Origin of the sequence: Nonomuraea sp. CA-141351 (genome assembly GCF_050944675.1) — a bacterium.
Taxonomy (GTDB): domain Bacteria; phylum Actinomycetota; class Actinomycetes; order Streptosporangiales; family Streptosporangiaceae; genus Nonomuraea.
Window position 1 is genome coordinate 11,363,015 of sequence record NZ_CP191982.1, and the last position, 21,380, is coordinate 11,384,394.

At 68.8% G+C, this 21,380-nt stretch carries 19 protein-coding genes and 1 tRNA gene; 5 read left to right on the forward strand and 15 right to left on the reverse strand.

Annotation, left to right across the window (positions count from 1 at the left end):
• Window positions 1-439 precede the first annotated feature (439 nt).
• The 11 genes from ACQPWU_RS53475 to ACQPWU_RS53525 all read right to left on the reverse strand — a co-directional run bounded on the left by ACQPWU_RS53475 (window position 440) and on the right by ACQPWU_RS53525 (window position 11,146).
• A complete protein-coding gene (locus ACQPWU_RS53475; RefSeq protein WP_433434668.1) occupies window positions 440-1,330 on the reverse strand; it encodes a glycosyltransferase family 2 protein in 891 nt (296 codons plus the stop codon).
• Window positions 1,327-2,223, reverse strand: coding sequence for a sulfotransferase (locus ACQPWU_RS53480; protein ID WP_433434670.1), 897 nt, complete (start codon window positions 2,221-2,223; stop codon window positions 1,327-1,329). Before ACQPWU_RS53480 ends, ACQPWU_RS53475 begins: the two co-directional genes overlap by 4 nt.
• Before the next feature lie 89 nt (window positions 2,224-2,312).
• Window positions 2,313-3,575, reverse strand: coding sequence for a sulfate adenylyltransferase subunit CysN (gene cysN / locus ACQPWU_RS53485; RefSeq protein WP_360689471.1), 1,263 nt, complete (start codon window positions 3,573-3,575; stop codon window positions 2,313-2,315).
• Entirely contained in the window at window positions 3,575-4,489 is a 915-nt protein-coding gene (gene cysD / locus ACQPWU_RS53490; protein ID WP_433434672.1) for a sulfate adenylyltransferase subunit CysD, read from the reverse strand. The genes cysN and cysD overlap by 1 nt, the downstream gene beginning before the upstream one ends.
• 19 nt (window positions 4,490-4,508) lie before the next feature.
• A complete protein-coding gene (locus tag ACQPWU_RS53495) occupies window positions 4,509-5,348 on the reverse strand; it encodes a 3'(2'),5'-bisphosphate nucleotidase CysQ (RefSeq protein ID WP_433434674.1) in 840 nt (279 codons plus the stop codon).
• Complete coding sequence (locus tag ACQPWU_RS53500; RefSeq protein ID WP_433434676.1) at window positions 5,348-6,787, reverse strand: sugar transferase; 1,440 nt, start codon at window positions 6,785-6,787, stop codon at window positions 5,348-5,350. Before ACQPWU_RS53500 ends, ACQPWU_RS53495 begins: the two co-directional genes overlap by 1 nt.
• Window positions 6,788-7,150: 363 nt before the next feature.
• Window positions 7,151-7,735 carry an aminoacyl-tRNA hydrolase gene (gene pth / locus ACQPWU_RS53505; RefSeq protein WP_433434678.1) on the reverse strand — a complete coding sequence of 195 codons (585 nt, stop codon included), beginning with the start codon at window positions 7,733-7,735 and terminating at the stop codon, window positions 7,151-7,153.
• Between the two features lie 64 nt (window positions 7,736-7,799).
• Window positions 7,800-8,426, reverse strand: coding sequence for a 50S ribosomal protein L25/general stress protein Ctc (locus ACQPWU_RS53510; RefSeq protein ID WP_433434680.1), 627 nt, complete (start codon window positions 8,424-8,426; stop codon window positions 7,800-7,802).
• A gap of 99 nt (window positions 8,427-8,525) precedes the next feature.
• Window positions 8,526-9,503, reverse strand: coding sequence for a ribose-phosphate diphosphokinase (locus tag ACQPWU_RS53515; RefSeq protein WP_433434682.1), 978 nt, complete (start codon window positions 9,501-9,503; stop codon window positions 8,526-8,528).
• Window positions 9,500-10,951 (reverse strand): bifunctional UDP-N-acetylglucosamine diphosphorylase/glucosamine-1-phosphate N-acetyltransferase GlmU, encoded by a 1,452-nt coding sequence (gene glmU, locus ACQPWU_RS53520; RefSeq protein ID WP_433434684.1) that lies wholly within the window; start codon window positions 10,949-10,951, stop codon window positions 9,500-9,502. The genes ACQPWU_RS53515 and glmU overlap by 4 nt, the downstream gene beginning before the upstream one ends.
• A 123-nt stretch (window positions 10,952-11,074) precedes the next feature.
• Window positions 11,075-11,146, reverse strand: a tRNA-Gln gene (locus ACQPWU_RS53525).
• Window positions 11,147-11,446: 300 nt separating this feature from the next.
• Here ACQPWU_RS53525 and ACQPWU_RS53530 point away from each other — a divergent pair.
• The 4 genes from ACQPWU_RS53530 (at window position 11,447) to ACQPWU_RS53545 (ending at window position 16,469) form a co-directional block, all read left to right on the forward strand.
• Complete coding sequence (locus tag ACQPWU_RS53530; RefSeq protein ID WP_433434686.1) at window positions 11,447-12,385, forward strand: acyl-CoA desaturase; 939 nt, start codon at window positions 11,447-11,449, stop codon at window positions 12,383-12,385.
• Between the two features lie 79 nt (window positions 12,386-12,464).
• Window positions 12,465-13,337 (forward strand): TetR family transcriptional regulator, encoded by an 873-nt coding sequence (locus ACQPWU_RS53535; RefSeq protein ID WP_433445527.1) that lies wholly within the window; start codon window positions 12,465-12,467, stop codon window positions 13,335-13,337.
• A gap of 236 nt (window positions 13,338-13,573) precedes the next feature.
• A complete protein-coding gene (locus tag ACQPWU_RS53540) occupies window positions 13,574-15,634 on the forward strand; it encodes an RNA degradosome polyphosphate kinase (protein WP_433434688.1) in 2,061 nt (686 codons plus the stop codon).
• Complete coding sequence (locus ACQPWU_RS53545; RefSeq protein WP_433434690.1) at window positions 15,627-16,469, forward strand: NUDIX hydrolase; 843 nt, start codon at window positions 15,627-15,629, stop codon at window positions 16,467-16,469. The genes ACQPWU_RS53540 and ACQPWU_RS53545 overlap by 8 nt, the downstream gene beginning before the upstream one ends.
• Here ACQPWU_RS53545 and ACQPWU_RS53550 read toward each other — a convergent pair whose 3' ends face one another.
• From ACQPWU_RS53550 to ACQPWU_RS53565, 4 genes are read right to left on the reverse strand one after another with little or no spacing between them, the layout of a single operon-like run.
• Window positions 16,470-17,645: a cytochrome P450 gene (locus ACQPWU_RS53550; RefSeq protein WP_433434692.1), complete on the reverse strand. Its 1,176-nt coding sequence runs from the start codon at window positions 17,643-17,645 to the stop codon at window positions 16,470-16,472. It abuts the gene before it with no gap.
• The gene (locus tag ACQPWU_RS53555; protein WP_433434694.1) at window positions 17,642-19,120 is read right to left on the reverse strand and encodes a CHAD domain-containing protein; all 1,479 of its coding nucleotides are present in this window, start codon (window positions 19,118-19,120) and stop codon (window positions 17,642-17,644) included. The genes ACQPWU_RS53550 and ACQPWU_RS53555 overlap by 4 nt, the downstream gene beginning before the upstream one ends.
• A 52-nt stretch (window positions 19,121-19,172) precedes the next feature.
• Window positions 19,173-19,511 (reverse strand): glyoxalase, encoded by a 339-nt coding sequence (locus tag ACQPWU_RS53560; protein WP_433434696.1) that lies wholly within the window; start codon window positions 19,509-19,511, stop codon window positions 19,173-19,175.
• 30 nt (window positions 19,512-19,541) lie between these two features.
• Complete coding sequence (locus tag ACQPWU_RS53565; RefSeq protein WP_433434698.1) at window positions 19,542-20,312, reverse strand: trans-aconitate 2-methyltransferase; 771 nt, start codon at window positions 20,310-20,312, stop codon at window positions 19,542-19,544.
• A gap of 57 nt (window positions 20,313-20,369) precedes the next feature.
• On the opposite strand from ACQPWU_RS53565, the gene ACQPWU_RS53570 reads away from it, so the two are divergent.
• A complete protein-coding gene (locus ACQPWU_RS53570) occupies window positions 20,370-20,873 on the forward strand; it encodes a MarR family winged helix-turn-helix transcriptional regulator (protein ID WP_433434700.1) in 504 nt (167 codons plus the stop codon).
• Window positions 20,874-21,380 lie beyond the last annotated feature (507 nt).

Consider the following 21,380-nt stretch of genomic DNA (forward strand, 5'->3'; position numbering starts at 1 on the left):
GTCGGCTGTGCCTCGGTGGGCGCCTGGACGCGCGGGCCATGTCCCTTGGGCAAGGCGCACAGCGGCCCGTCCCCACGTGACGGTGACCGTCCTACCGGATCGTGTGGTGCCGAGCCCTGCGGCGCGCCGTCTCGGAGCCGCGCGCCCCTGAGCGGCACGTCCCGGAGCGGCGCGCCCTGGGCTGGTGCGTCCCCATGTGACGGTGACCGCCCTGCCGGATCGTGTGATGCCGAGCCGTGGTGCGCGCCGCGCGCCGAGTCCTGGTGCGCCCTGTCCGAAGGCGGTGCGCCCGTGCGCGGCCTCGGGGGCGACGCCTCCCCCCGGGGCGCCTCGGCCCGGGGCGCGTCCCCAAGCGGCGCGTCCCCAAGCGTTATGGGCGGGACGGTGTCCTCGGGGAGGCGTTGGGGTGGAACAGGTGAGGTGGTGGTTCTGGGCGGAGTCAAATGCCATGCCCCCTACGGTGAAGGGCGGAAAGGACCGTTGGCGCGGAGATGAGGCCGGCCGCCACCGCCAGGGCGATCGGGGCGCGTGGCTCACCCGGGCGGGTCGCCAGCGCGCGGAAGGCCCAGCGGGTCGCCTCGCGGCGGTGGCCGAGCGCCGCGTGGCCGAAGGCCAGCTGGCCGTAGACCCGCGCCGCGCCGCGCGGATCCACGGCCAGTTCGGGGTGCCGGGCGAGCATCCAGTCGAGCCCGGCAATGCGGTCCGCCCAGCGGGCGACGTAGTGGGACGCGCCCCAGCGCACCCGGACGAGCGGACGGTCCACGTACGTGATCGGTCGCCGCTTGGCGGCGCGCAGGGCCAGATCCCAGTCCTCGTTCTGGCCGTGGGGGGCGGTCTCGTCGGCCCACAGGGCGCCACGCTCGAACAGGAACGTCGACGAGTGCACCATCACCATGCGCGAGCGGACCAGGTCGTCCACGGTCACCCAGTCCCGACCGGCCAGGCGGGGCACGCGGCGACCCTGCTCTCCGACGTACTCCACCTCGATGCCGCAGCTCGCGAACGCGCCGCCCCGGTCGTGCAGCGCCCGCACCTGGGCGGCGAGCTTGCCGGGCAGCCACAGGTCGTCGTCGTCGCAGAAGGCGACGAGGTCGGTGTCGCAGGCCGCGATGCCGGTGTTCCTGGCACCGGGGAGGCCGGGCGTGCGCGTGTTCGGCAGGACATGGACGGAGGCCGGCACGTCGACGTGCGCCGGGGCGACGCCGTCGGCGACCACCAGCACGGAGAGGCTTCCCGGGTAGTCCTGGGAGAGCGCCGACTCCACCGCCTCGCGCAGTTGCGCCGGCCGGTCGCCTCTGGTCGGGACCACGACGCACACTGAAGGGGTCACGGTGCCTCCCGGTAGCCGTACCGGGCCCTGAGCGGCAAGGTGAGCGCGTTGACCACCCGCCGGTCACCGTCGAGCAACCCCGCCACCCACGAGTCGTCTCTGCGCAGCTCGACCCGCCCCACGAGGAAGCGCATCGGGTTGCCGGAGGCGGTGTGGGAGGGGCCGAGCCAGGCCGTGCGATCGTCGAGGAACGGCCGGTCCGGCTCCGTCAGGCCGAGGCCGAGTGCCAGGGAGGCGAGCGTGGGTCCGGGGGCGGCCAGCAGGTCCTCGTAGCGGACCCTGGTGACGCGGGCCCCGCGCCTCGGCAGAAGCTCGAGAGCGGCGTTCTGGGCCGTCCAGTGGATCGCCGTGCGGGCGGGTCCCCATCGGGTCATGGGCCGCCCGTCCTCGGGGCGACGCACGGTCCTGGCCCACGAGTGGGCGACGGCTCGCGGGTCCCTGACCACGTGGACGATCCGTACGTCCACCCCGCCCGCGACCAGACAGCAGGCCAGCGACGCGTGCTTGCTGGAGTCGATCACGACCCGGGCGCCGGTGGCCTCGTACAGGAGCCGGTACGCCTGCACGTACTCGGCCAGGTCGGGGTGCTCGATGCGCGCGATCCTGCGGGTGCGGTCGACGCGGTGCCGCAGCGTCAGAACCCTCCCCACCAACGCCGGGGTCCATCCGCCGAAAGCGCGCTCCCCCACCTGCCGCCAGAAGGGGCAGGCGGGAAACGGGGTGCCGCACCCACAGAGCTCCTCCGCGAGCACCCCTCTCTCCCAGAGGTGCACTACCTCCCCGAGCGCGACCACGCCGGGCAGCTCACCCAGGAGCCTCTCGAGCAGTGTTGTACCACTGCGTCCGAGGCCTCCGAGGTAGATGACCCGGGTGGTGGTCGCGCGGTCGGTCACGGAGGAGAGCCTTCACGTCGTGAACACAGAACGCGATGACCCTAGCGCGGAGCGTAATCAAAGGGTTGGCGAACCCCGGAAAGATCTACCTACGTGGCGTCGATGACCATGCCGGCGCCGACGGTGCCGTTCGTGGCCTCGTCCACGAGGATGAAGCCGCCGGTGAGCCGGTTACGTGCGTAGTCGTCCACGAACAGCGGCTGCGTGACCCGCAGCGACACCCGCCCGATCTCGTTGAGGCCGAGCGACGTCGCCTCCTCGTCCCTGTGCAGGGTGTTGACGTCGAGCCGGTAGTGCAGGTCACGCACCAGGGCGCGAGCCGTACGGGTGGTGTGCTTGATCGTCAGCTTGGAACGCGGCGTCAGCTTGAGACCGTCGGCCATCCAGCAGACCATCGCCTCCAGTTCCTGCGCCGCCTGCGGTTGGTTGTTGGGCCGGGCGATCATGTCGCCGCGCGAGATGTCGAGGTCGTCCTCGAAGCGCAGCGTCACCGACATGGGTGGGAACGCCTCCTCGACCGGCCCGTCGAAGGTGTCGATCGAGGCGATGCGCGTCGTGAGCCCGGACGGCAGGTGCACCACCTCGTCGCCGGGCTTCAGCACGCCACCGGCCACCTGGCCGGCGTAGCCGCGGTAGTCGTGGAAGGCCTGCTCGGTGGCCCGCTGCGGGCGGATCACGTACTGGACGGGGAAACGCACGTCGACCAGGTTGCGGTCGGAGGCGATGTGGACGTTCTCCAGGTGGTGCAGGAGCGACGTGCCGAGGTACCAGGGCATGTTCTCGGAGCGCGAGACCACGTTGTCGCCGTTGAGCGCGGAGATCGGGATGAAGGTGAGGTCGGTGACGTTCAGCTTGGACGCGAACGCCGTGAACTCCTCCCTGATCTCCTCGAACCGCTCCTGCGAGTAGTCCACCAGGTCCATCTTGTTGACGGCCAGCACCAGGTGCGGCACCCGCAGCAGCGTGGTCAGGAACGCGTGCCGCCGCGACTGCTCCAGCACGCCCTTGCGCGCGTCGATGAGAATGATCGCCAGGTCGGCCGTGGAGGCGCCGGTGACCATGTTCCTGGTGTACTGGATGTGGCCGGGCGTGTCGGCGATGATGAACTTCCGCTTGGGCGTGGCGAAGTAGCGGTACGCCACGTCGATCGTGATGCCCTGCTCCCGTTCGGCCCGCAGTCCGTCGGTGAGCAACGACAGGTCGGTGTATTCGGTGCCCCGGTCGCGCGAGGTCCGTTCGACCGCCTCCAACTGGTCCTCGAAGATCGCCTTGGAGTCGAAGAGCAACCGTCCGATGAGGGTGGACTTGCCGTCGTCGACGCTTCCCGCAGTGGCAAAGCGAAGAATGTCCATTAGAAGTAGCCCTCTCGCTTCCTGTCCTCCATAGCGGCCTCGGACGAGCGGTCGTCGGCCCTGGTGGCCCCGCGCTCGGTGATCCGGGTGGCCGCGATCTCCTCGATGATCTCCTCGACCGTGGCGGCCGTGGACTGCACGGCGCCCGTGCAGGTCATGTCGCCCACGGTGCGGTAGCGCACCACGGCCTCGAACAGCGGCTCGTCGTCGCCACGCTTCACGACGTCGGAGTCGGGCAGCAGCATGCCGTCGCGCTCGAACACCTTGCGGGTGTGGGCGAAGTAGATGGAGGGGATCTCGATGCCCTCGCGCCTGATGTAGTCCCAGACGTCGAGCTCGGTCCAGTTGGAAAGCGGGAAGACGCGGATGTGCTCGCCCTTGCGGATGCGCGAGTTGTAGAGGTTCCACAGCTCGGGGCGCTGGTTCTTCGGGTCCCACTGGCCGAAGTCGTCGCGGAAGGAGAAGACCCGCTCCTTGGCGCGGGCCTTCTCCTCGTCGCGGCGTGCGCCGCCGAACACGCTGTCGAACTCGTGCTCCTCGATCGCGTCGAGCAGCGTGGTGGTCTGCAGGCGGTTGCGCGAGGCGCGCCGCCCGGTCTCCTCGACCACGCGTCCGGCGTCGATGGAGTCCTGCACGCTGGCCACGATCAGCCGCGCGCCCAGCTCGGCGGAGCGGCGGTCGCGGAACTCGATGACCTCGTCGAAGTTGTGACCGGTGTCGACGTGCATGAGCGGGAACGGGATGGCCGCGGGCCAGAACGCCTTCTCCGCGATGCGGAGCATGACGATCGAGTCTTTGCCCCCGGAGAAGAGCAGACAGGGACGCTCGAACTCGGCCGCCACTTCGCGCATGATGTGAATGGCTTCGGCCTCGAGCACGTCGAGCTGCGACGTCGTGTAGTCGCGCTGGAGCATGGGAGCTTCCTCCGGCGGTTTAGCGGTGCAGGTCCCGAATCCCGGCGAGCAGGGATGTCGCCAGCTCCGGTAGGGAAACCAGGATATCGGGTAGTGACGGGTCGGCTTGGTTATAGGTCAGCTCGGAGCCGTCGATTCGGCTCGCGTGGACCCCTGCGGCCAGGGCGACGGCGACCGGAGCGGCGGAATCCCACTCGTACTGACCCCCGGCGTGTACGTACGCCTCGACCTCGCCGGTGAGCACCGCCGAGATCTTCGCCCCCGCGGAACCGATGGGAACCAGGTCGGCCCCGACGAGGTAGGCCAGCCTCCGCACGAACTCGGGCGGCCGCGTACGGCTCACCGCGATGCGGAACCGCCCCCCGTCATAGGAGGGCGGCTTGGGCGGGTCGGCCGTGGTCAGCGTGCGGCCCTGGGCGGGTAGGGCCACGGCGCCCGCGGTCAGCCTGCCGCTCTCCCACAGCGCCACGTGGACGGCCCAGTCGGTCCTGCCCTCCTCTGCGCTTATGGTCGCGCTCCCTTCGGCCCCGTCTTGGTTACGCAAGCTGCCGCTTCCGGGGCCGGCTCGCCGCTCCGAAAACTCGCGAGTGCCGTCGAGGGGATCGACGATCCACACCCGGGACGCGCTGAGCCTGCGCGGGTCGAGCCGCTCCTCGCGCGTGGCCTCCTCCGACAGCACGCTGTCGCTCGGCCGGAGCCTGGCCAGCGACTCCATGAGGAAGACGTGGGAGGACCGGTCACCCTCGGCCCGTAGCGCGGACGCGTCGGCGAAACCCATGCGCTCGCGAACCTGCAGCAACCGCTCACCCGCCTCGGTCGCCAGATCAGCGGCGAGTGCGTGGTCGTCGCGAATCGTCATCAATATGCTCCTTGCCCGCGGGCGACGGCCGACCAAGTTTTCCACAGGATCTGGAGGTCGAGCGTGAGGGACCAGTTCTCCACGTAACGCAGGTCGAGACGTACGGATTCCTCCCAAGATAGGTCAGATCTACCACTGACCTGCCACAGCCCGGTAAGCCCGGGCCGTACGAGGAGCCGTCTCCGCACGTCATCACCGTAACGCGCCACCTCGTCGGGCAGCGGGGGGCGGGGGCCGACGAGCGACATGTGACCGAGCACGACGTTGATGAGCTGGGGCAGCTCGTCGAGCGAATGGCGCCGCATGAGCGTGCCCAGCGGCGTGACCCGTGGATCGTTCCTGATTTTGAACAGCACGCCTTCGCGGTCGCTGACCAGGGTGATCTTCTGCCGCTCGGACCCGCGCCGCATGGTGCGGAACTTCAGGATCGTGAACAGCCTGCCGTCCCTGCCCACCCTGGTCTGCCTGAACAGCGCGGGCCCGGGGCTCGTCGCGCGAACGGCCACCATCAGCCCCGCCAGCAAGGGCGCGAGCAGCACCAGGAGCGCGGCCGCGCCCAGCCGGTCGAAGACGTTCTTGACCAGCTGCCTCGCCCCGGCCAGCTCGGGATGCTCCACGTGGAGCAGCGGGAGCCCGGCGACCGGCCTGATCATGGTGCGCGGCCCGGCCACGTCCATCAGCGCGGGCGCGACCACCAGCTCGGTGTGCGTGCGCTCCAGCCGCCAGGCCAGCCGCCGCAGCGCCTGGCCGTCCATCTCGGGACAGGCCAGCACGGCCACGGTGTCGGCGGCGAGCTGCTCGACCACGATCGGCACGTCGCTGAGGTCGCCCGCGACGGGCACCTCGCCCACGCGGTCGCCCGGCGTGCCGCCGGGCAGGCAGGCGGCCACGACGTCCATGCCGTGGTGGCGCTCCCTCCGGAAGAACCGCACCAGCTCCTCGATCGAGGCCGCGTGGCCGACCGCGACGACCTTGCGCATGCATTCCCCCGCCGCCCTGCGACGGTGCAGGGAGCGGCGCAGGGCATATCTGAGGACCAGCGTGAGCAGCGTGACCAGTGGCAGCGCGAGCACGACGTAGCCGCGTGCGACGTCGGTCTTGGTCACGTACGAGCCGATGGCGGTGCCCGCGGTCAGCGCCACGCCCGCCTGCACGACCCTGCGGAACTCCTCGGACCCGACGCCGAGCATGCGTGGCTCGTAGGCCCGGTTGAGCGCCACCGCGCACCCCCACACCACCGGCAGGGCCAGGCTGACCAGGAGATACGGCAGAACGTACGGCGTGAACCCGCCGAACCGCACGTAGAAGGCGATCCCGGCCCCCATCCCCGCACCGCAGAGGTCGGCCAGCACGGCACGCAACCGGTAGCTGCGAACCCAGAACGGCGTGCGCGGGCCGACCCGCCAGGAGGCCACGTGGCCAGCACTGACGACGGTCATGAGTCCCTCATCGCGCACACGTGCCTCCAGGTGACCATTCGTCAACGACTCGGGCCTGACGGCCCGAAGCTCGCAGCTCTCGCTCCTGCCTGGCGGACAGGCACAGGCCGCACTGCGGGACGACGACGGCCCGCTCTGGGCTGGTTGGCGGCAGCCCCGGCATGGCGAAGCACGCCTGATGCGGTTCCGATAACAGACCACACAGCCGTACCCCGGTCAGGCCGGGTGCGCTCAATCCCGTAACCGTGTCACCGAGCGTAACATACCAACCACGAAGAGGTATGTGATTCCTCTCGGCCGCAGACGTCAGGGATCGTAGCCGCGGAGCGGGCCGGCAACCGGGGAAACGGACTTATGTGGGGATCAGCGTGGAGGGCCAGAAATGTTCAGATCAGCCCGGTGAAAGTCGTTCTGGGTGACGTCCAGGCCGCGGGACATCAGCGACTCCACGACGTCGGCCGCCCGGTCCACGAGGAAGGGCAGGTCCTTGCGCTCCATGGTGGCGAAGTCCCTGAGCACGAAGGAGGCCGGGTCCATGCGCCCGGGGGGCCGCCCGATGCCGAAGCGGACGCGCAGGTAGTCGCGGGTGCCGAGGACCTTGGTGATCGATTTGAGGCCGTTGTGGCCGTTGTCGCCGCCGCCGAGCTTGGCCCTGAGGGCGCCGTACGGGACGTCGAGCTCGTCGTGGACGACGATCAGCCGGTCAGGGCCGATCTTGTAGAAGTCGGAGAGCGCCTTGACGGGCCCGCCGGAGAGGTTCATGTAGGTGAGGGGTTTGGCCAGGATGGCGGCGCTGGTCTCGCACACCTCGGCCCTGCTCTTGTGCGCCTTGAACCGCCCTCCGGCCCTGGCGGCGAGCTCGTCGAGCACCATGAAGCCCGCGTTGTGCCTGTTGCCCGCGTATTCGGGGCCGGGATTGCCCAGTCCGGCGATCAGCCAGCGATCCATGTGCACCTCTTACAGCGGAACGGGGCGGCTCGAGTCCGGCCACCCCGTTCACGAATCGGACCCGTTACTCGGCCGCGGGGGCCTCTGCGGTCTCGCCCTCGGCGGCCACGGCGACCTCGCCCTCGGCAGCCTCCTCGCCCTCCTCCGGCGCCTCGACCGGCTTGGCGATGACCTGGAGGATGACGGTGTCCAGGTCGGCGACCAGCGTGGCGCCCTGCGGGAGCCGGAGGTCGCCGGCGGTGATGGCGGTGCCGACCTCCAGGCCCTCGACGTCGACCTCGACGCCGGTCGGGATGTGGGTGGCCTCGGCCTCGATCGCGACCGACATGAGCTGCTGGTCGAGCAGGCCGTCGGAGTGGACGTCGCCGACCGTGGTGACCGGGATCTCGACCGTGACCTTCTCGCCGCGCTTGACCAGGAGCAGGTCGACGTGCTCGACGAAGCCCTTGATCGGGTCGCGCTGCACGCCCTTGGGCAGGGCCAGCTCGTCGACGCCGTCACCCTTGAGGTGGATCAGCACGTTGGGCGTGCGGAGCGCGAGCAGCACCTCGTGGCCGGGCAGGGTCAGGTGCTTGGGGTCGATGCCGTGACCGTAGAGAACGGCGGGCACCTTGTCGGCGCGGCGGATCTTGCGAGCGGCGCCCTTGCCGAACACGGTGCGCGTCTCGGCGGCGATACGTACTTCAGACATGACATCTCCTAGGGATGCTTGAGGATCGGTGTGTCGGCGCTCCCCCTCACCCGCCCTAGCGGAAGGCGTTACGAGCGCAACCGTGCCAGTCTACTTGTTTCAGGTGTCTCCCTCGAACAAGCTCGTGACCGAGCCGTCCTGGAAGATCTCGGTGATCGCGCGGGCGATGAGCGGCGCGATCGACAGGACCGTCAGCTTGTCGAACCTGCTGGACTCCGGCAGCGGCAGCGTGTTGGTGACGATGACCTCGGAGATCCGGGAGTTCTTCAGCCGGTCCACGGCGGGGTCGGAGAAGACCGCGTGGGTGGCGGCGGTGATCACGTTGGTGGCGCCCTGCTCGTAGAGGGCGTCGGCGGCCTTGCAGATGGTCCCCGCGGTGTCGATCATGTCGTCGATCAGCACGCAGGTGCGGCCGCGGACCTTTCCGACGACCTCGCTGACCTTCACCTGGTTGGCCACGTCGAGGTCGCGGCGCTTGTGGATGAACGCCAGCGGCGTGCCCAGCGTGTCGGCCCAGCGCTCCGACAGGCGCACGCGCCCGGTGTCGGGCGAGACGACCGTCGTGTTCTCCAGGTCGAGCTTGTTCTTGAGGTAGCTCTCCAGCACCGGCATGGCGAACAGGTGGTCGACCGGGCCGTCGAAGAAGCCCTGGATCTGCGAGGTGTGCAGGTCGATCGACATGAGCCGGTCGGCGCCGGCGGTCTTGAACAGGTCGGCCATCAGCCTGGCGGTGATCGGCTCGCGGCCGCGGCCCTTCTTGTCCTGACGGGCGTAGCCGAAGAACGGCATGACCACGGTGATGCGCTTGGCGGAGGCCCGCTTCAGCGCGTCGACCATGATGAGCTGTTCCATGATCCACTGGTTGATGGGGGCGGTGTGGCTCTGGATGACGAAGGCGTCACAGCCGCGTACGGACTCCAGATAACGGGCGTAGATCTCGCCGTTGGCGAAGTCGATCAGCTTGGTGGGGGTCAGGGAGACGCCGACGTGCTGGGCGACCTCGTCGGCCAGCTCAGGAAAGGCCCGGCCGGAGAAGAGCATGAGGTTCTTCTCCCCCGGTTGCTTGATACTGCTCACGTCCCACTCTCCTGCTGCTCTTGCTCGGCCAGCGCCCGCTGGGCGGCCGCGGCCGACTTCGTGCCCGCGCGCCTGCGCAAGACCCATTTCTCGATGTTGCGCTGCCGTGCTCGGGCCACCCCGATGGCGCCAGGGGGCACATCGCTGTCGATGACGGACCCGGCGGCCGTGTAGGCGCCGTCTCCGACGGTCACGGGAGCGACGAGCATCGTGTCGCATCCCACGAACGCGCCGTCACGCACCGTGGAGCGATGCTTGTTGACCCCGTCGTAGTTGACGAACACCACGGCCGCGCCGATGTTGACGTCGTCGCCGATCGTGGCGTCGCCCGCGTAGGACAGGTGCGGCACTTTGGAGCGCTCGCCGACCTTGGTGTTCTTCATCTCGACGAACGTGCCGGCCTTGGACTTGCTGCCGAGCACCGTGCCGGGGCGCAGGTACGCGTAGGGGCCGACGTTGGCCTCCGGGCCGATCTCGGCGTTGTCGCAGACGGCGTTGCGCACTGTCGCCCCCTCGCCGACGCGGGTGTCGGTCAGCGTGGTGGCGGGGCCGACCTCGGCACCGGCCTCGATCACGGTTTCGCCGTGGAGCTGGGTGCCGGGGTGGATCACGGTGTCGGGCGCGATCCGCACGCCGACGTCGATCCAGGTGCTGCCGGGGTCGACGATCGTCACCCCGGCGCGCATGTGGTCTTCGAGCAGGCGCTGATTGAGCACCTTGCGGGCGAAGGCGAGCTGCACCCGGTCGTTGACGCCCTCGACCTCGACGTGGTCGCCGGCCACGCAGGCGCCGACCCGGTGGCCGTCGCCACGCAGGATGGCCAGGACATCGGTGAGGTACTCCTCGCCCTGGGCGTTGTCGGTGGACACGCGCTTGACGGCGTCGGCGAGCAGGTCGCCGTCGAAGGCGTAGATGCCGGAGTTCATCTCCTTGATGGCGCGCTGGTCAGGACTGGCGTCCTTCTCCTCGACGATCTCCAGCACGGCGCCGCTCTCGTCCCGGATGATCCGCCCGTAGCCGGTCGGATCGGGCACGTGGGCCGTCAGCACGGTGACCGCGTTGCCGTCGGTCTCGTGCCGTTCGAGCAGCTCGGCGAGGGTCTGGGTGCGGAGGAGCGGCACGTCCCCGTACGTGACCAGCACCGTGCCGGAGATCGTGCCGACCTCCTCGAGAACGGTGCGGACCGCGTGGCCGGTGCCGCGCTGCTCCCGCTGGACGACGGCGCGCGCGTCGGGGCTGGTGGCGGCCAGGTGGCCGCCGACCCGCTCGAGCGCGTGGCCGATGACGACGATCAGCTGCTCCGGACCGAGGTCGCGGGCGGCTGCGAGCATGTGGTCGACCAACGCACGGCCGCATAGCTCGTGCAGGACCTTCGGGGTCTGGCTCTTCATCCGGGTGCCCTCGCCGGCGGCGAGGACGATGACGGCTGCCGGGCGCGGCACACTCACGGACTGAGGCTCCCTGTGACTGGACGGATCAGGGCATTTGGTACGGCTACCGCACCGCTACCCTCCCGACACCGTGAGGATACCTGGCCGCACCCGAACTTTCTCGCCGGGAGCAGGTCACAGCTCCCGGAAGAGGACTCGAACCCCTACAAAGTGGACCAAAACCACTTGTCCTGCCGATTAGACGATCCGGGATAGATCGGACACATGGCGTCCGACACATCCCTACGATACCGAGCCCGCGCCCCGGCGCGCGCCCGTAATTGCGTCCCACACCGGCGCGAGGGCGAAGTCTCCTGGTAGCGGCGACGCACGGCGCGTCAACCCGTATAACAGACCGTCCTAAACGACGCAAGACACGAACCCCACCCACCTTGCATGCCAGACAGTCACCTTCCCCCCATTCACGGCTTAGGGCTTCCTTACTTACGCTGGCGTAGGTTACGGTGGCGTAGCCCGGACATACATCCTCATTCATGCCGTTGGAGGCCGTTCATGACCGTTCTCACCGAGCGCGCAGCCCCAGCCCCTAAGCCTGAATTCGAACCCGAGCCGAAATCCAGGGCAGAACTGTTCACCTTCGGCCTCGTCGTCGGACTGCCGCTGATCGCGATCGCGGGCGCGGTGCCGTTCGCGTGGGGATGGGGACTCGGCTGGACGGACATCGCCATCTCCTTCGTCTTCTACGTGGTCTCCGGGCTCGGCGTGACCGTCGGGCTGCACCGCTACTTCACCCACGGCTCGTTCAAGGCCAAGCGGCCGCTGAAGATCGCGATGGGCATCGCGGGCAGCCTGTCGCTGGAGATGTCGGTGCTCGACTGGGTGGCCACGCACCGCAAGCACCACAAGTTCTCCGACAAGGAGGGCGACCCGCACTCGCCGTGGCGCTTCGGGCCCGGCTTCAAGTCCATGTCCAAGGGCCTGCTCTACGCCCACATGGGCTGGCTGTTCGAGAGCGAGCGGACCAACAGGGAGAAGTACGCCCCTGACCTGTGCAAGGACCCGGACGTGCTCAAGCTGCACAAGTGGTTCGGCACGATCGCCATCGCCTCGATCGCGCTTCCCGGCGTGATCGGCGGCCTCGTCACCTGGTCCTGGCAGGGCGCGGTGACCGCGCTGTTCTGGGGCTCGATCGTACGCATCGGGCTGCTCCACCACGTGACCTGGTCGATCAACTCGATCTGCCACGTCTTCGGCGAGGAGGACTTCCAGGTACGCGACAAGTCGCGCAACGTCTGGTGGCTGGCCATCCCGTCCTTCGGCGAGTCGTGGCACAACCTGCACCACTCCGACCCGACCTGCGCCCGGCACGGCGCGCTCAAGGGCCAGATCGACCTGAGCGCCGGGCTGATCCGGATCTTCGAGAGGCTCGGCTGGGTGTCCGACGTCCGCTGGCCGACGCCTGAGCGGCTGGCGGCGAAGCGCATTGCCTGAAGCCGATCAGCCGATGAACGGCCACGTATCCGTGGCAGTCATTATGGAGACCGTGACCGAACCCCGATCTCGCAGGCGTATGTCCGGTAGCGAGCGCAGAGAGCAGCTGATCCGCATCAGCCGCACCCTCTTCGCGGAAAAGGGGTTCGACGGGACCTCTATCGAGGAAATCGCAGCTACCGCACAGGTGTCGAAACCCGTGGTATATGAGCATTTCGGCGGCAAGGAAGGCGTCTACGCGGTCGTGGTCGACCGCGAGATGCAGAAGCTGCTCGGCATGATCACCGAGGCTCTGTCCGCCACCCATTCTCTGGTCAAGCTGGAGCGGGCCGCGCTGGCGCTGCTCCAGTACATCGAGGAGAGCAGCGAGGGCTTCCGCATCCTCGTACGCGACTCCCACGCCGCCTCCGGCACCGGCACGTTCGCGAGCCTGATCAGCGAGATCGCCAGCCAGGTCGAGGATGTCCTGGCCGACGAGTTCGCGGCGCGCGGCTACGACCCCAAGCTCGCGCCGATGTACGCCCAGATGCTGGTCGGCATGGTGGCGCTGACGGGGCAGTGGTGGCTCGACGTACGCAAGCCCGGGCGCGAGGAGGTCGCCGCCCACCTGGTCAACCTGGCGTGGAACGGCCTGACCGGGCTCAACCCCAACCCGTCCATCACCGCCGTGACCCGCGAGCAGTCCGCCGCCGCGTCCAAGGCGCGCAGCACCAGCGAGAAGGAGCTGCGCGAGCTGGAGAGGGTGCGCGAGAAGGAGCTCAGGGAGGCCGAGAAGGCGCGTCAGAAGGAGCTCAAGGAGGCCGAGAAGGCTCGGGTGCGTGAGCTCAAGGAGCGGGAGCGGCTGCTGAAGGAGGCGGAGAAGGCTCGCGAGCGCGAGGAGAAGATCCGCCAACGCGAGGCTCGCCTGGCCGAACGCGCCGCCCGCCTCGAACAGGTGGACCACCCCGAGTAACGGTCCCCGGCAAAGGCTCTGCGGGTACCAGCGGCCCGGATGAGCGGTGCCCGAACGCCGGCTCGGCGCTCTGATCCCCCCTTCCCAAGCGACGTCAGCGCACGTCGGCGCGAGGGTGGGCTTGAACAGCGGGGATGGCTTGGGTGACGATTGGGTAGAGCGTGGCTGACTTTTCGGGTTGAGCCGTTGCGGCCGCGTTAACGTTCTGTTCAATCAAACAGGGCAATATAGGCCATATGTCCGCGGAACCGTTCCAAGCCCCTAACGACCTGCCCCTCCCTCAGGAGCGGTTTCTCAATCGCGAGGAGAGCTGGCTCCAGTTCAACGAACGCGTGCTCGAGCTGGCCGAGGATCCGTCGATCCCGCTTCTGGAGCGGGTGCGCTTCCTGGCGATCTTCGCGAGCAATCTCGACGAGTTCTTCCGCGTACGCGTGGCCGGCCTGAAACGGCGCATGGCCACGGGCCTGCTGCTGCGCACCAAGAGCGGGTTGAAGCCGCGCGAGGAGCTGGCCAGGATCGGCATGATCGCGGACGATCTGGCCAGGCGGCACGCCGCGGCCTTCCACCAGCACATCTGCCCGCAGCTCGCGGCCGAGGGCATCGAGATCGTCAGGTGGGACGACCTGGGGCGCGAGGAGCGCACCGAGCTGCGCAAGCTGTTCAGGGAGCGGATCAGGCCGGTGCTGACGCCGCTGGCCGTGGACCCCGCACATCCTTTTCCCTATATTTCGGGACTCAGCCTGAATCTCGCGGTTCTGGTGCGTAATCCGGCGACCGATCACACGGTTTTCGCGAGGGTCAAGGTCCCGTCGCAGCTGCCCCGATTCGTACCTGCCTCCAAAGACCGATTTGTCCCGCTTGAGGATGTCATTGCGGCGCATCTGGGACAGCTCTTCAAGGGCATGGAGATCCTCCAGCACCACGTCTTCCGCGTCACCAGGAACGAGGATCTCGACGTGGACGAGGACGTCACCGAGAACCTCATGCAGGCCCTGGAGAAGGAGCTGCTCAAGCGGCGCTTCGGTCCGCCCGTGCGGCTGGAGGTCGAGGACACGATCACTGCGGAGGTGCTGGCGCCGCTGGTGGAGGAGCTGGAGCTGGCGCCGCACGAGATCTACCGCGTGCAGGGGCCGCTCGATCTGTCGGGCCTGCACGCGATCGCCGACCTGGAGCGGGGCGAGCTGAGCTACCGGCCGTTCGTGCCCGCCGAGGTGATCAACGCCGAGGACGACATCTTCTCGATCCTGCGCGAGCGCGACGTGCTGCTGCACCACCCGTACGACTCGTTCGCCACCAGCGTGCAGCGCTTCATCGAGGTGGCCGCGGCCGACCCCAGGGTGCTGGCGATCAAGCAGACCCTCTACCGCACCAGCGGCGAGTCCCCCATCGTGGACGCGCTGATCGACGCGGCCGAGGCGGGCAAGCAGGTCGTGGTGGTCGTGGAGATCAAGGCCCGCTTCGACGAGCATGCGAACATCTCCTGGGCCCGCAAGCTGGAGAAGGCCGGTTGCCACGTCGTCTACGGCGTGGTCGGGCTGAAGACCCACTGCAAGCTCGCGCTCGTGGTGCGCCAGGAGGCCTCGGGCGAGCTGCGCCGCTACTGCCACATCGGCACCGGCAACTACAACCCCAAGACGGCCAGGCAGTACGAGGACTTCGGCCTGCTCACGGCGGACCCGCTGGTCGGGGAGGATGTGACGGACCTGTTCATCCACCTGACCGGCTACTCCAACCACTCCGCCTACCGCCGGCTGCTGGTCGCGCCCCACTCCATGCGCAGCGGGCTGCTGGCCAGGATCGAGCGCGAGATCGCCCACGCGCAGGCGGGGCGGCCCGCGCGGATCAGGATCAAGACGAACTCGCTGGTGGACGAGCCGATAATCGACGCGCTCTACCGGGCGTCCAGGGCTGGTGTCCCGGTGGACCTGTGGGTGCGGGGCATCTGCAGCCTCCGCCCAGGAATTCCAGATTTGTCCGAAAATATCCGCGTAAGGTCGGTCTTGGGGCGCTTCCTTGAGCACTCCCGGGTGTACGAGTTCGGCCTGGGCCGCCGGCCCGAGGTGTGGATCGGCAGCGCGGACCTGATGCGCCGGAACCTCGATCGCCGCGTCGAAGCCCTGGTCAAGGTGACGTCGCCGCAGCACAAGGCCTATCTCATCGAGCTGATGGACCTGACCATGGCCGAGACCACGAACGCGTGGTGGCTGAACTCCGATGGCACATGGGCCCGCCATCCAGGCGAGGATCCTCAGAGCCACCTCATCGGTACGCGCCGCTGGAGGACCGTTGATGACTGACCTGCTCCGCGCCGCCGGAGCCGTGGTCTGGAGGGGCGAGGAGAGTCGCCCGGAAGTCGCCGTCATTCACCGGCCGGGGTACGACGACTGGACCTTCCCCAAGGGCAAGCTGAAGTCCGGGGAGCACGAGATCGCCGCCGCCCTGCGCGAGGTGCGCGAGGAGACCGGCCTGACCGTGCTGCTCGGCCGCGCGTTGCCGCCGGTCCACTACCTCAGCACCGGCCGGCTCAAGCGGGTCGACTACTGGGTGGCGCGGGTGGCCGGGGATGACGGGTTCTCCCCCGGCGACGAGGTGGACGAGCTGCGCTGGCTGCCGCTGGAGGAGGCCAGGCAACTGCTGACATACGAATGGGACGTGGGGCTGCTGCGTGCGCTGCCGGCGGCGCCGCTCGAGACCGTGCCCCTCGTGCTCGTACGGCACGCCTCAGCCGGCTCCAGGAGCGAGTGGCAGGACGACGACGCGCTGCGCCCGCTCGACGCCGGCGGCCGGGCCCAGGCGGCTAATCTGGCCGCCGCGCTCCCCGCCTACCGGCCCGAGCTGCTGATCAGCTCCCCCAGCGCCCGGTGCGTCCAGACCCTGGAGCCGTACGGCGCCGGGGCCGGGGCGGAGACCAAGCTCGAGCCGCTGCTCAGCGAGGAGAGCCACGACCCGGAGAAGACGACCGCCCTGGTCAGGGACATCGCGGTGCCCGCGGCCGTGTGCAGCCACCGCAAGGTGCTGCCCAACCTGGTCAAGGCGTTGAGCGGCAAGGACGTGCACCTGCGTAAGGGCGCCTTCGCCGTGCTGCACAAGGCGGGCGGGCACGTCGTCAGCGTCGAGCGCTACGCGTCCTGATCACCACGTGACCGGAAGCCGGGCGAAGCCGTCCGCGATCCTCCCCTCGCTGCGGGGCAGCTCCTCCATGGGCACAGCCAGCCCCAAGGTGGGGAAGCGCTGGAACAGCCGGCTGAACACGGCCTCCAGCTCGACCCTGGCCAGGCTGGCGCCGATGCAGAAGCGCGGGCCATACCCGAAGCTCAGATGCGGGTTGGTTTGCGGACGGCGGATGTCGAACACATCCGGATCCGGATAGATCCGCTCGTCCCGGTTGGCCACTCCCGTGAGTATCACGACGGCCTCGCCCGTACGGATCGTGCGGCCGCCGATCTCGATGTCCTCGTGGGCGTACCTGGGCAGGCCGTGCAGGCTCGTCACCACCATGCGCAGGATCTCCTCGACCGCGCCCGGGGCGAGAGCCGGGTCGGCTGTGAGCAGGTCGCGCTGGCCGGGGTTGGCAAGGAGGAGCAGCACGCCGAAGTCGATGCGGTTGACCGTGGTCTCGTGCCCGGCGAACAGCAGCCCGCCGGCCAGCGCGGCGATCCGCCCGTCGTCGTCCAGCTCGTTCGCCAGGTCCGACAGCACGTCCTCCCCCGGCTCGCGCCGCTTGCGCTCGATCAGGCCGGCCATGTAGGCGCTCAGCTCCTCGCGGGCACCCTGGCTCTTCTCCATGTCCAGCATGTCCCCCATGCGGGACGACACGCCGCCGAAGTACTCCCTGTCCTCGTACGGCACGCCGAGGAGCTGGCAGATGACCAGCACGGGCAGCGGGAACGACAGCTCGGCGTGCAGGTCCGCCGGAGGCGTCAGCTTGGCCAGGTGGTCGAGCCGCTCATCGACGAGCGAACCGACGTGGTCCCTGAGCGCCTTCATCCTGCGGGCCGAGAAGGACGGCATGAACAGCTTGCGCATGCGGTCGTGCTCGGCCTTCTCCGTGGCCACTTCGCCCTGGGGGCCGCCGAGCAGCGCCGAACTCGACAGCCGTGCGGCCTTGTCCGGCTCCGGATGTGAGCGGCCGAGCCTGGGGTCGTTGAACAGGCTGCGCGCGTCCTCGTAGCCGGTGACCAGCCAGACCTCGTCGCCCATCCGGGTACGTACCTTCGCGATGCCCTCTTCGGCCCGCAGGTCCCGGTACGCCTCGGGGACGTCGAGCAGGCTGCCGCGCTCGAAGGGGATGGTGGGAAGGTTCCTCATAGAACCTTCTTAACCGCCTTGAGGGTCTCTGCCCAGACTCTGGGGAACTCGGCGTGTGCCCGTTCGGCGGTGCTCCGCTCGATCCCGATGAGCAGTCCGTACGTGAACGTGTCCTCGCCTGCCTGCCGGGCGCTCTCGGCCTCCTTCGCCAGCGTCTCCTGGGCGACGACGCCGTCCTGGTGCGCGCCCAGGATTTCCTGGATGTCCTCGGCCCGCTTGGCCAGCTTGGCCATGCTCGCGCCGAGGGTGGGCTGGAGCGCTTCCGCAGTGTAACGAGCGCGTTTAGCGGCTTTGCGCACGTCATGCATGGCTATTTCATGACGTTCCGGGTCTTCGATGGCCTGAGCGGTGTCGTAGGCCTTCGTCACCCTGGCCCAGTTGGCCGCGGCGATGGCGGCGAGCTTGTCCTGGGCCGATTTGTCCGCCGCCTTCCCCAGGTGCGGGGCCGATACGAGCTGGTCGAGCGCGTTGAGCAGGGTGTAGTAGCGGTCGCTGCTGAGCGTGTCCTTGATCCGGGTGTACGCCTCTTGCTCGCGTTTGTGCAGATCCGCGCCGAGCCGGGTCTGGATGGGGCCCGTGACCAGCTCGGGCTGCAGGCCCGCCAGCTCCTTGGCGAACCTGGCCCTGATCACCTCCAGGTCACGGGCCTCACCGAGCACCGTGCCGAGCCAGCGCAGCTCGTCCTGGAGCGGGCCGGTGTCGGTCACGACGCTCTTGAACGCCTTGAGCGCACTGCGCAGCCTGCGGGCCGCCACGCGCATCTGGTGCACGGCGTCCTCCTCCGCCCTGCGTACCCGTGGATCCTGCGAGAGCAGGGCGGCCACCTGGCCGGCCAGGTAGGCGACGACGACCTCACCCGCCGTGCCCGGTTCGGTGGGCGCCTTGGGGAGGGGGGCGGGTTCGAGCAGTTTGGCGAGCTTGCTGGCGGCCTCGGAGGGCGTCGCGCCGGCCTTCCTGAGACGCTTGCCGACCTTGGCGAGGAATGCCTGGCGATCCTCGGCGAGCAGCTCCGCCTCGACCTCGCGCCACCGTACGATCTTGGGCTCATCCTGGAACACCGTGCCCTTGACGCGGTCGTCGGCGATCTCGACCAGCTTGGTGTCGCCGTCGAGCAGGACGGTGATGCTCCTGCGGGTGTCCAGCTCGGCGACGGGCTGGAGCTCGGCGCCCCGGGTGTAGGCGCGGACGAGTTCGACCAGCTCGAGAGGCACGATCCTGGTGCTACGGGTGAGCGGGTGCGTGATCTCCTGGCGCACACCCTTGGCCTTGGGCAGCTTGAGGTGCCAGCCGGGATCGTGGCCGCCCCGTCGTCGCCTGAGCGTGACGCCTCGAGCGGCCAGCCGGAGGTCCGGGGTGTCGTAGTAGAGGGCCACGAGCTGGTGGCTCTTCGGGCCTACGACGTCGGCCAGACCGCTCAGGTCCGGGATAGCGTAATCGGGAGGAACGTCGAACTTGTCCTCAATCTCGATGCCCACTACACCTCACAAGAGTCCGATTTCGGAACATCATGCCACTATGAGGTGAACATCACACGACTTGCAGGAGCTCAATTCTGTTGCCCACGGGGTCCGACAGATAGATCCGCCGATACCCGGGGAACAGGTCGTCGATTTCCACGCCGGTGGCATAGGCGTCGAGGTCGTCCACCAGGAACGCGGGGTGGGCCTTGCGCGCGGGCCTGAAGTCGTCCTCGATGCCGAGGTGCACCTCTACCCCCTCGCCCCTGAACCACACGCCCCCGCGCTTGGCCAGCTCCGGCGGCTTGGGCACCTCCCGGAGCCCCAGCACACCCTCGTAGAAAAGCCTTAACTCGGGCTCACTGCCGCTGGGCGCGGCGAGCTGAACATGATGAATCTGCCTGATCATTTCTGCACCGCCCTCATATCTGCACCCCACTCATTTCTGTACCACCACGAAGATCCTCCGAAATGGGAACGGGGTGCCATAGCTCTGGGCCGGATACGCCTCGGCGAGCGCCTTGGCGAGGTCATTCTTGAACCGGCGCTGCTCGTCGGGGTCGAGCCGGTCGAACATGGGGCGCAGGGCAGTGCCGGAGACCCAGTCGAGCACCGGGTTCTCGCCTTGGAGCACGTGCATGTAGGTCGTCTCCCACGCGTCCACCTGGGCTCCACCGTGATTGAGCAGGTCCAGGTACTCGATGGGATCGTCGACGGGATTGGCCCTGACGACGTCGCTGAGCTTGTCGGACCAGGCGCGGGAGGCGCACAGTTCGCGGATCGCGACGTGGCTGGGTGCGTCGAAGTTGCCGGGCACCTGGAACGCCAGCCAGCCTCCCGGGGCCAGGTCCTCGATCCAGTGCTCCAGCACGGCCCGATGCTCCGGCACCCACTGCAGGACGGCGTTCGAGACGAGCACGTCCATCGGCCGGTCAGGGCGCCATGTTTCCACGTCCGCCACCGCGAACCTGACATTCGATTGCAGCTGCCGGGCCTTGGTGATCATCGCAGGGGAGGAGTCGAAGCCTTCGACGGTCGCGCGGGGCCACCGACGGCCCAGCTCAACGGTGAGTTCACCGCTGCCGCAGCCCGCGTCCACGACATAATCGGGATCGACCGCCCCCACCCTGGAGAGCAGCTCGATGAACGGCCGCGACCGCTCGTCCGCGTAGACAGCGTAGGTCACCGGGTCCCAGATATCTCTTGACATGAAGATAATTGATATCGAGAGAGATATCTCGATGTCAAGACAGTACACTCTTGTGTCATGACGGAGGATGCTAGGGATGAGGTCGACCGCCTCGTCGCGGCTTGGCGCACGGAGCGTCCCGACCTCGACGTCGAGCCGCTCCACGTGCTCTCTAGGGTGTCACGATTGGCCAAGCATCTCGACCGGGCCAGGCGGGCGGCGTTCGCCGAACACGACCTGGAGCCGTGGGAGTTCGACGTGCTGACGGCGCTGCGGCGGGCCGGCAAGCCGTACGAGCTCAGCCCAGGGGCCCTGCTGCGGGCGACGCTCGTCACGTCCGGGACCATGACCAACCGCATCGACAGGCTCGCGCAGGCCGGCCTGGTGCGGCGCCGCCCGGACCCGGAGGACCGCCGCGGCGTGCTGGTGTCCCTGACGGACATCGGCCTGGCCCGGGTCGACGCCGCCTTCGCGGACCTGCTGCGACGCGAGCGCGACCTGCTGTCCGGCCTGGGCTCCGACGATCAGCGCCTCCTCTCCTCCCTCCTCCGCACGCTCCTCGCACCCTTCGACGCGTCGTGAGCTTTCACCTTCTTTTCACGCGCCGCCGTCCGTTCCGTCTGTCATGGCGCGTGAGTCTTCATTTGTTACGGCAGGCCAAGCTGACCGCACGCGCCGCCGCCCGTTCCGTCTGTCATGGCCGGTCGTGAAGGCTCACGGGCTGCTCGCCGTTACGAGCGCAATGTGGGCCGCGTTCTTCGCTGAACGTGGGCCCCGTCGCGCGCCAACTTGCTCCAGCCCCATGGGCCGCACCACCACCAATCGCCGCCGAATCCGCCGACCGCACCCACCGCCACCGGCCAGCACCAGATCCGCGGGCCACACCATCACCACCAGCCAGCGTCCGATCTGCGATCCGCACCGGCAGCCCAACCCTGCGTGTGAGCCGCTCCCGCGCCCGACTTGCCGATCTCCGCACCGCACATCGGTCTCGCGCCCGGACTCGCGACACCCACACTGGACTCGCCAGCCCTGCGCCGGGCCCGTGATCCCCGAGCGACCGCCAGCCCCGCGTGGGGGCACTCCCGG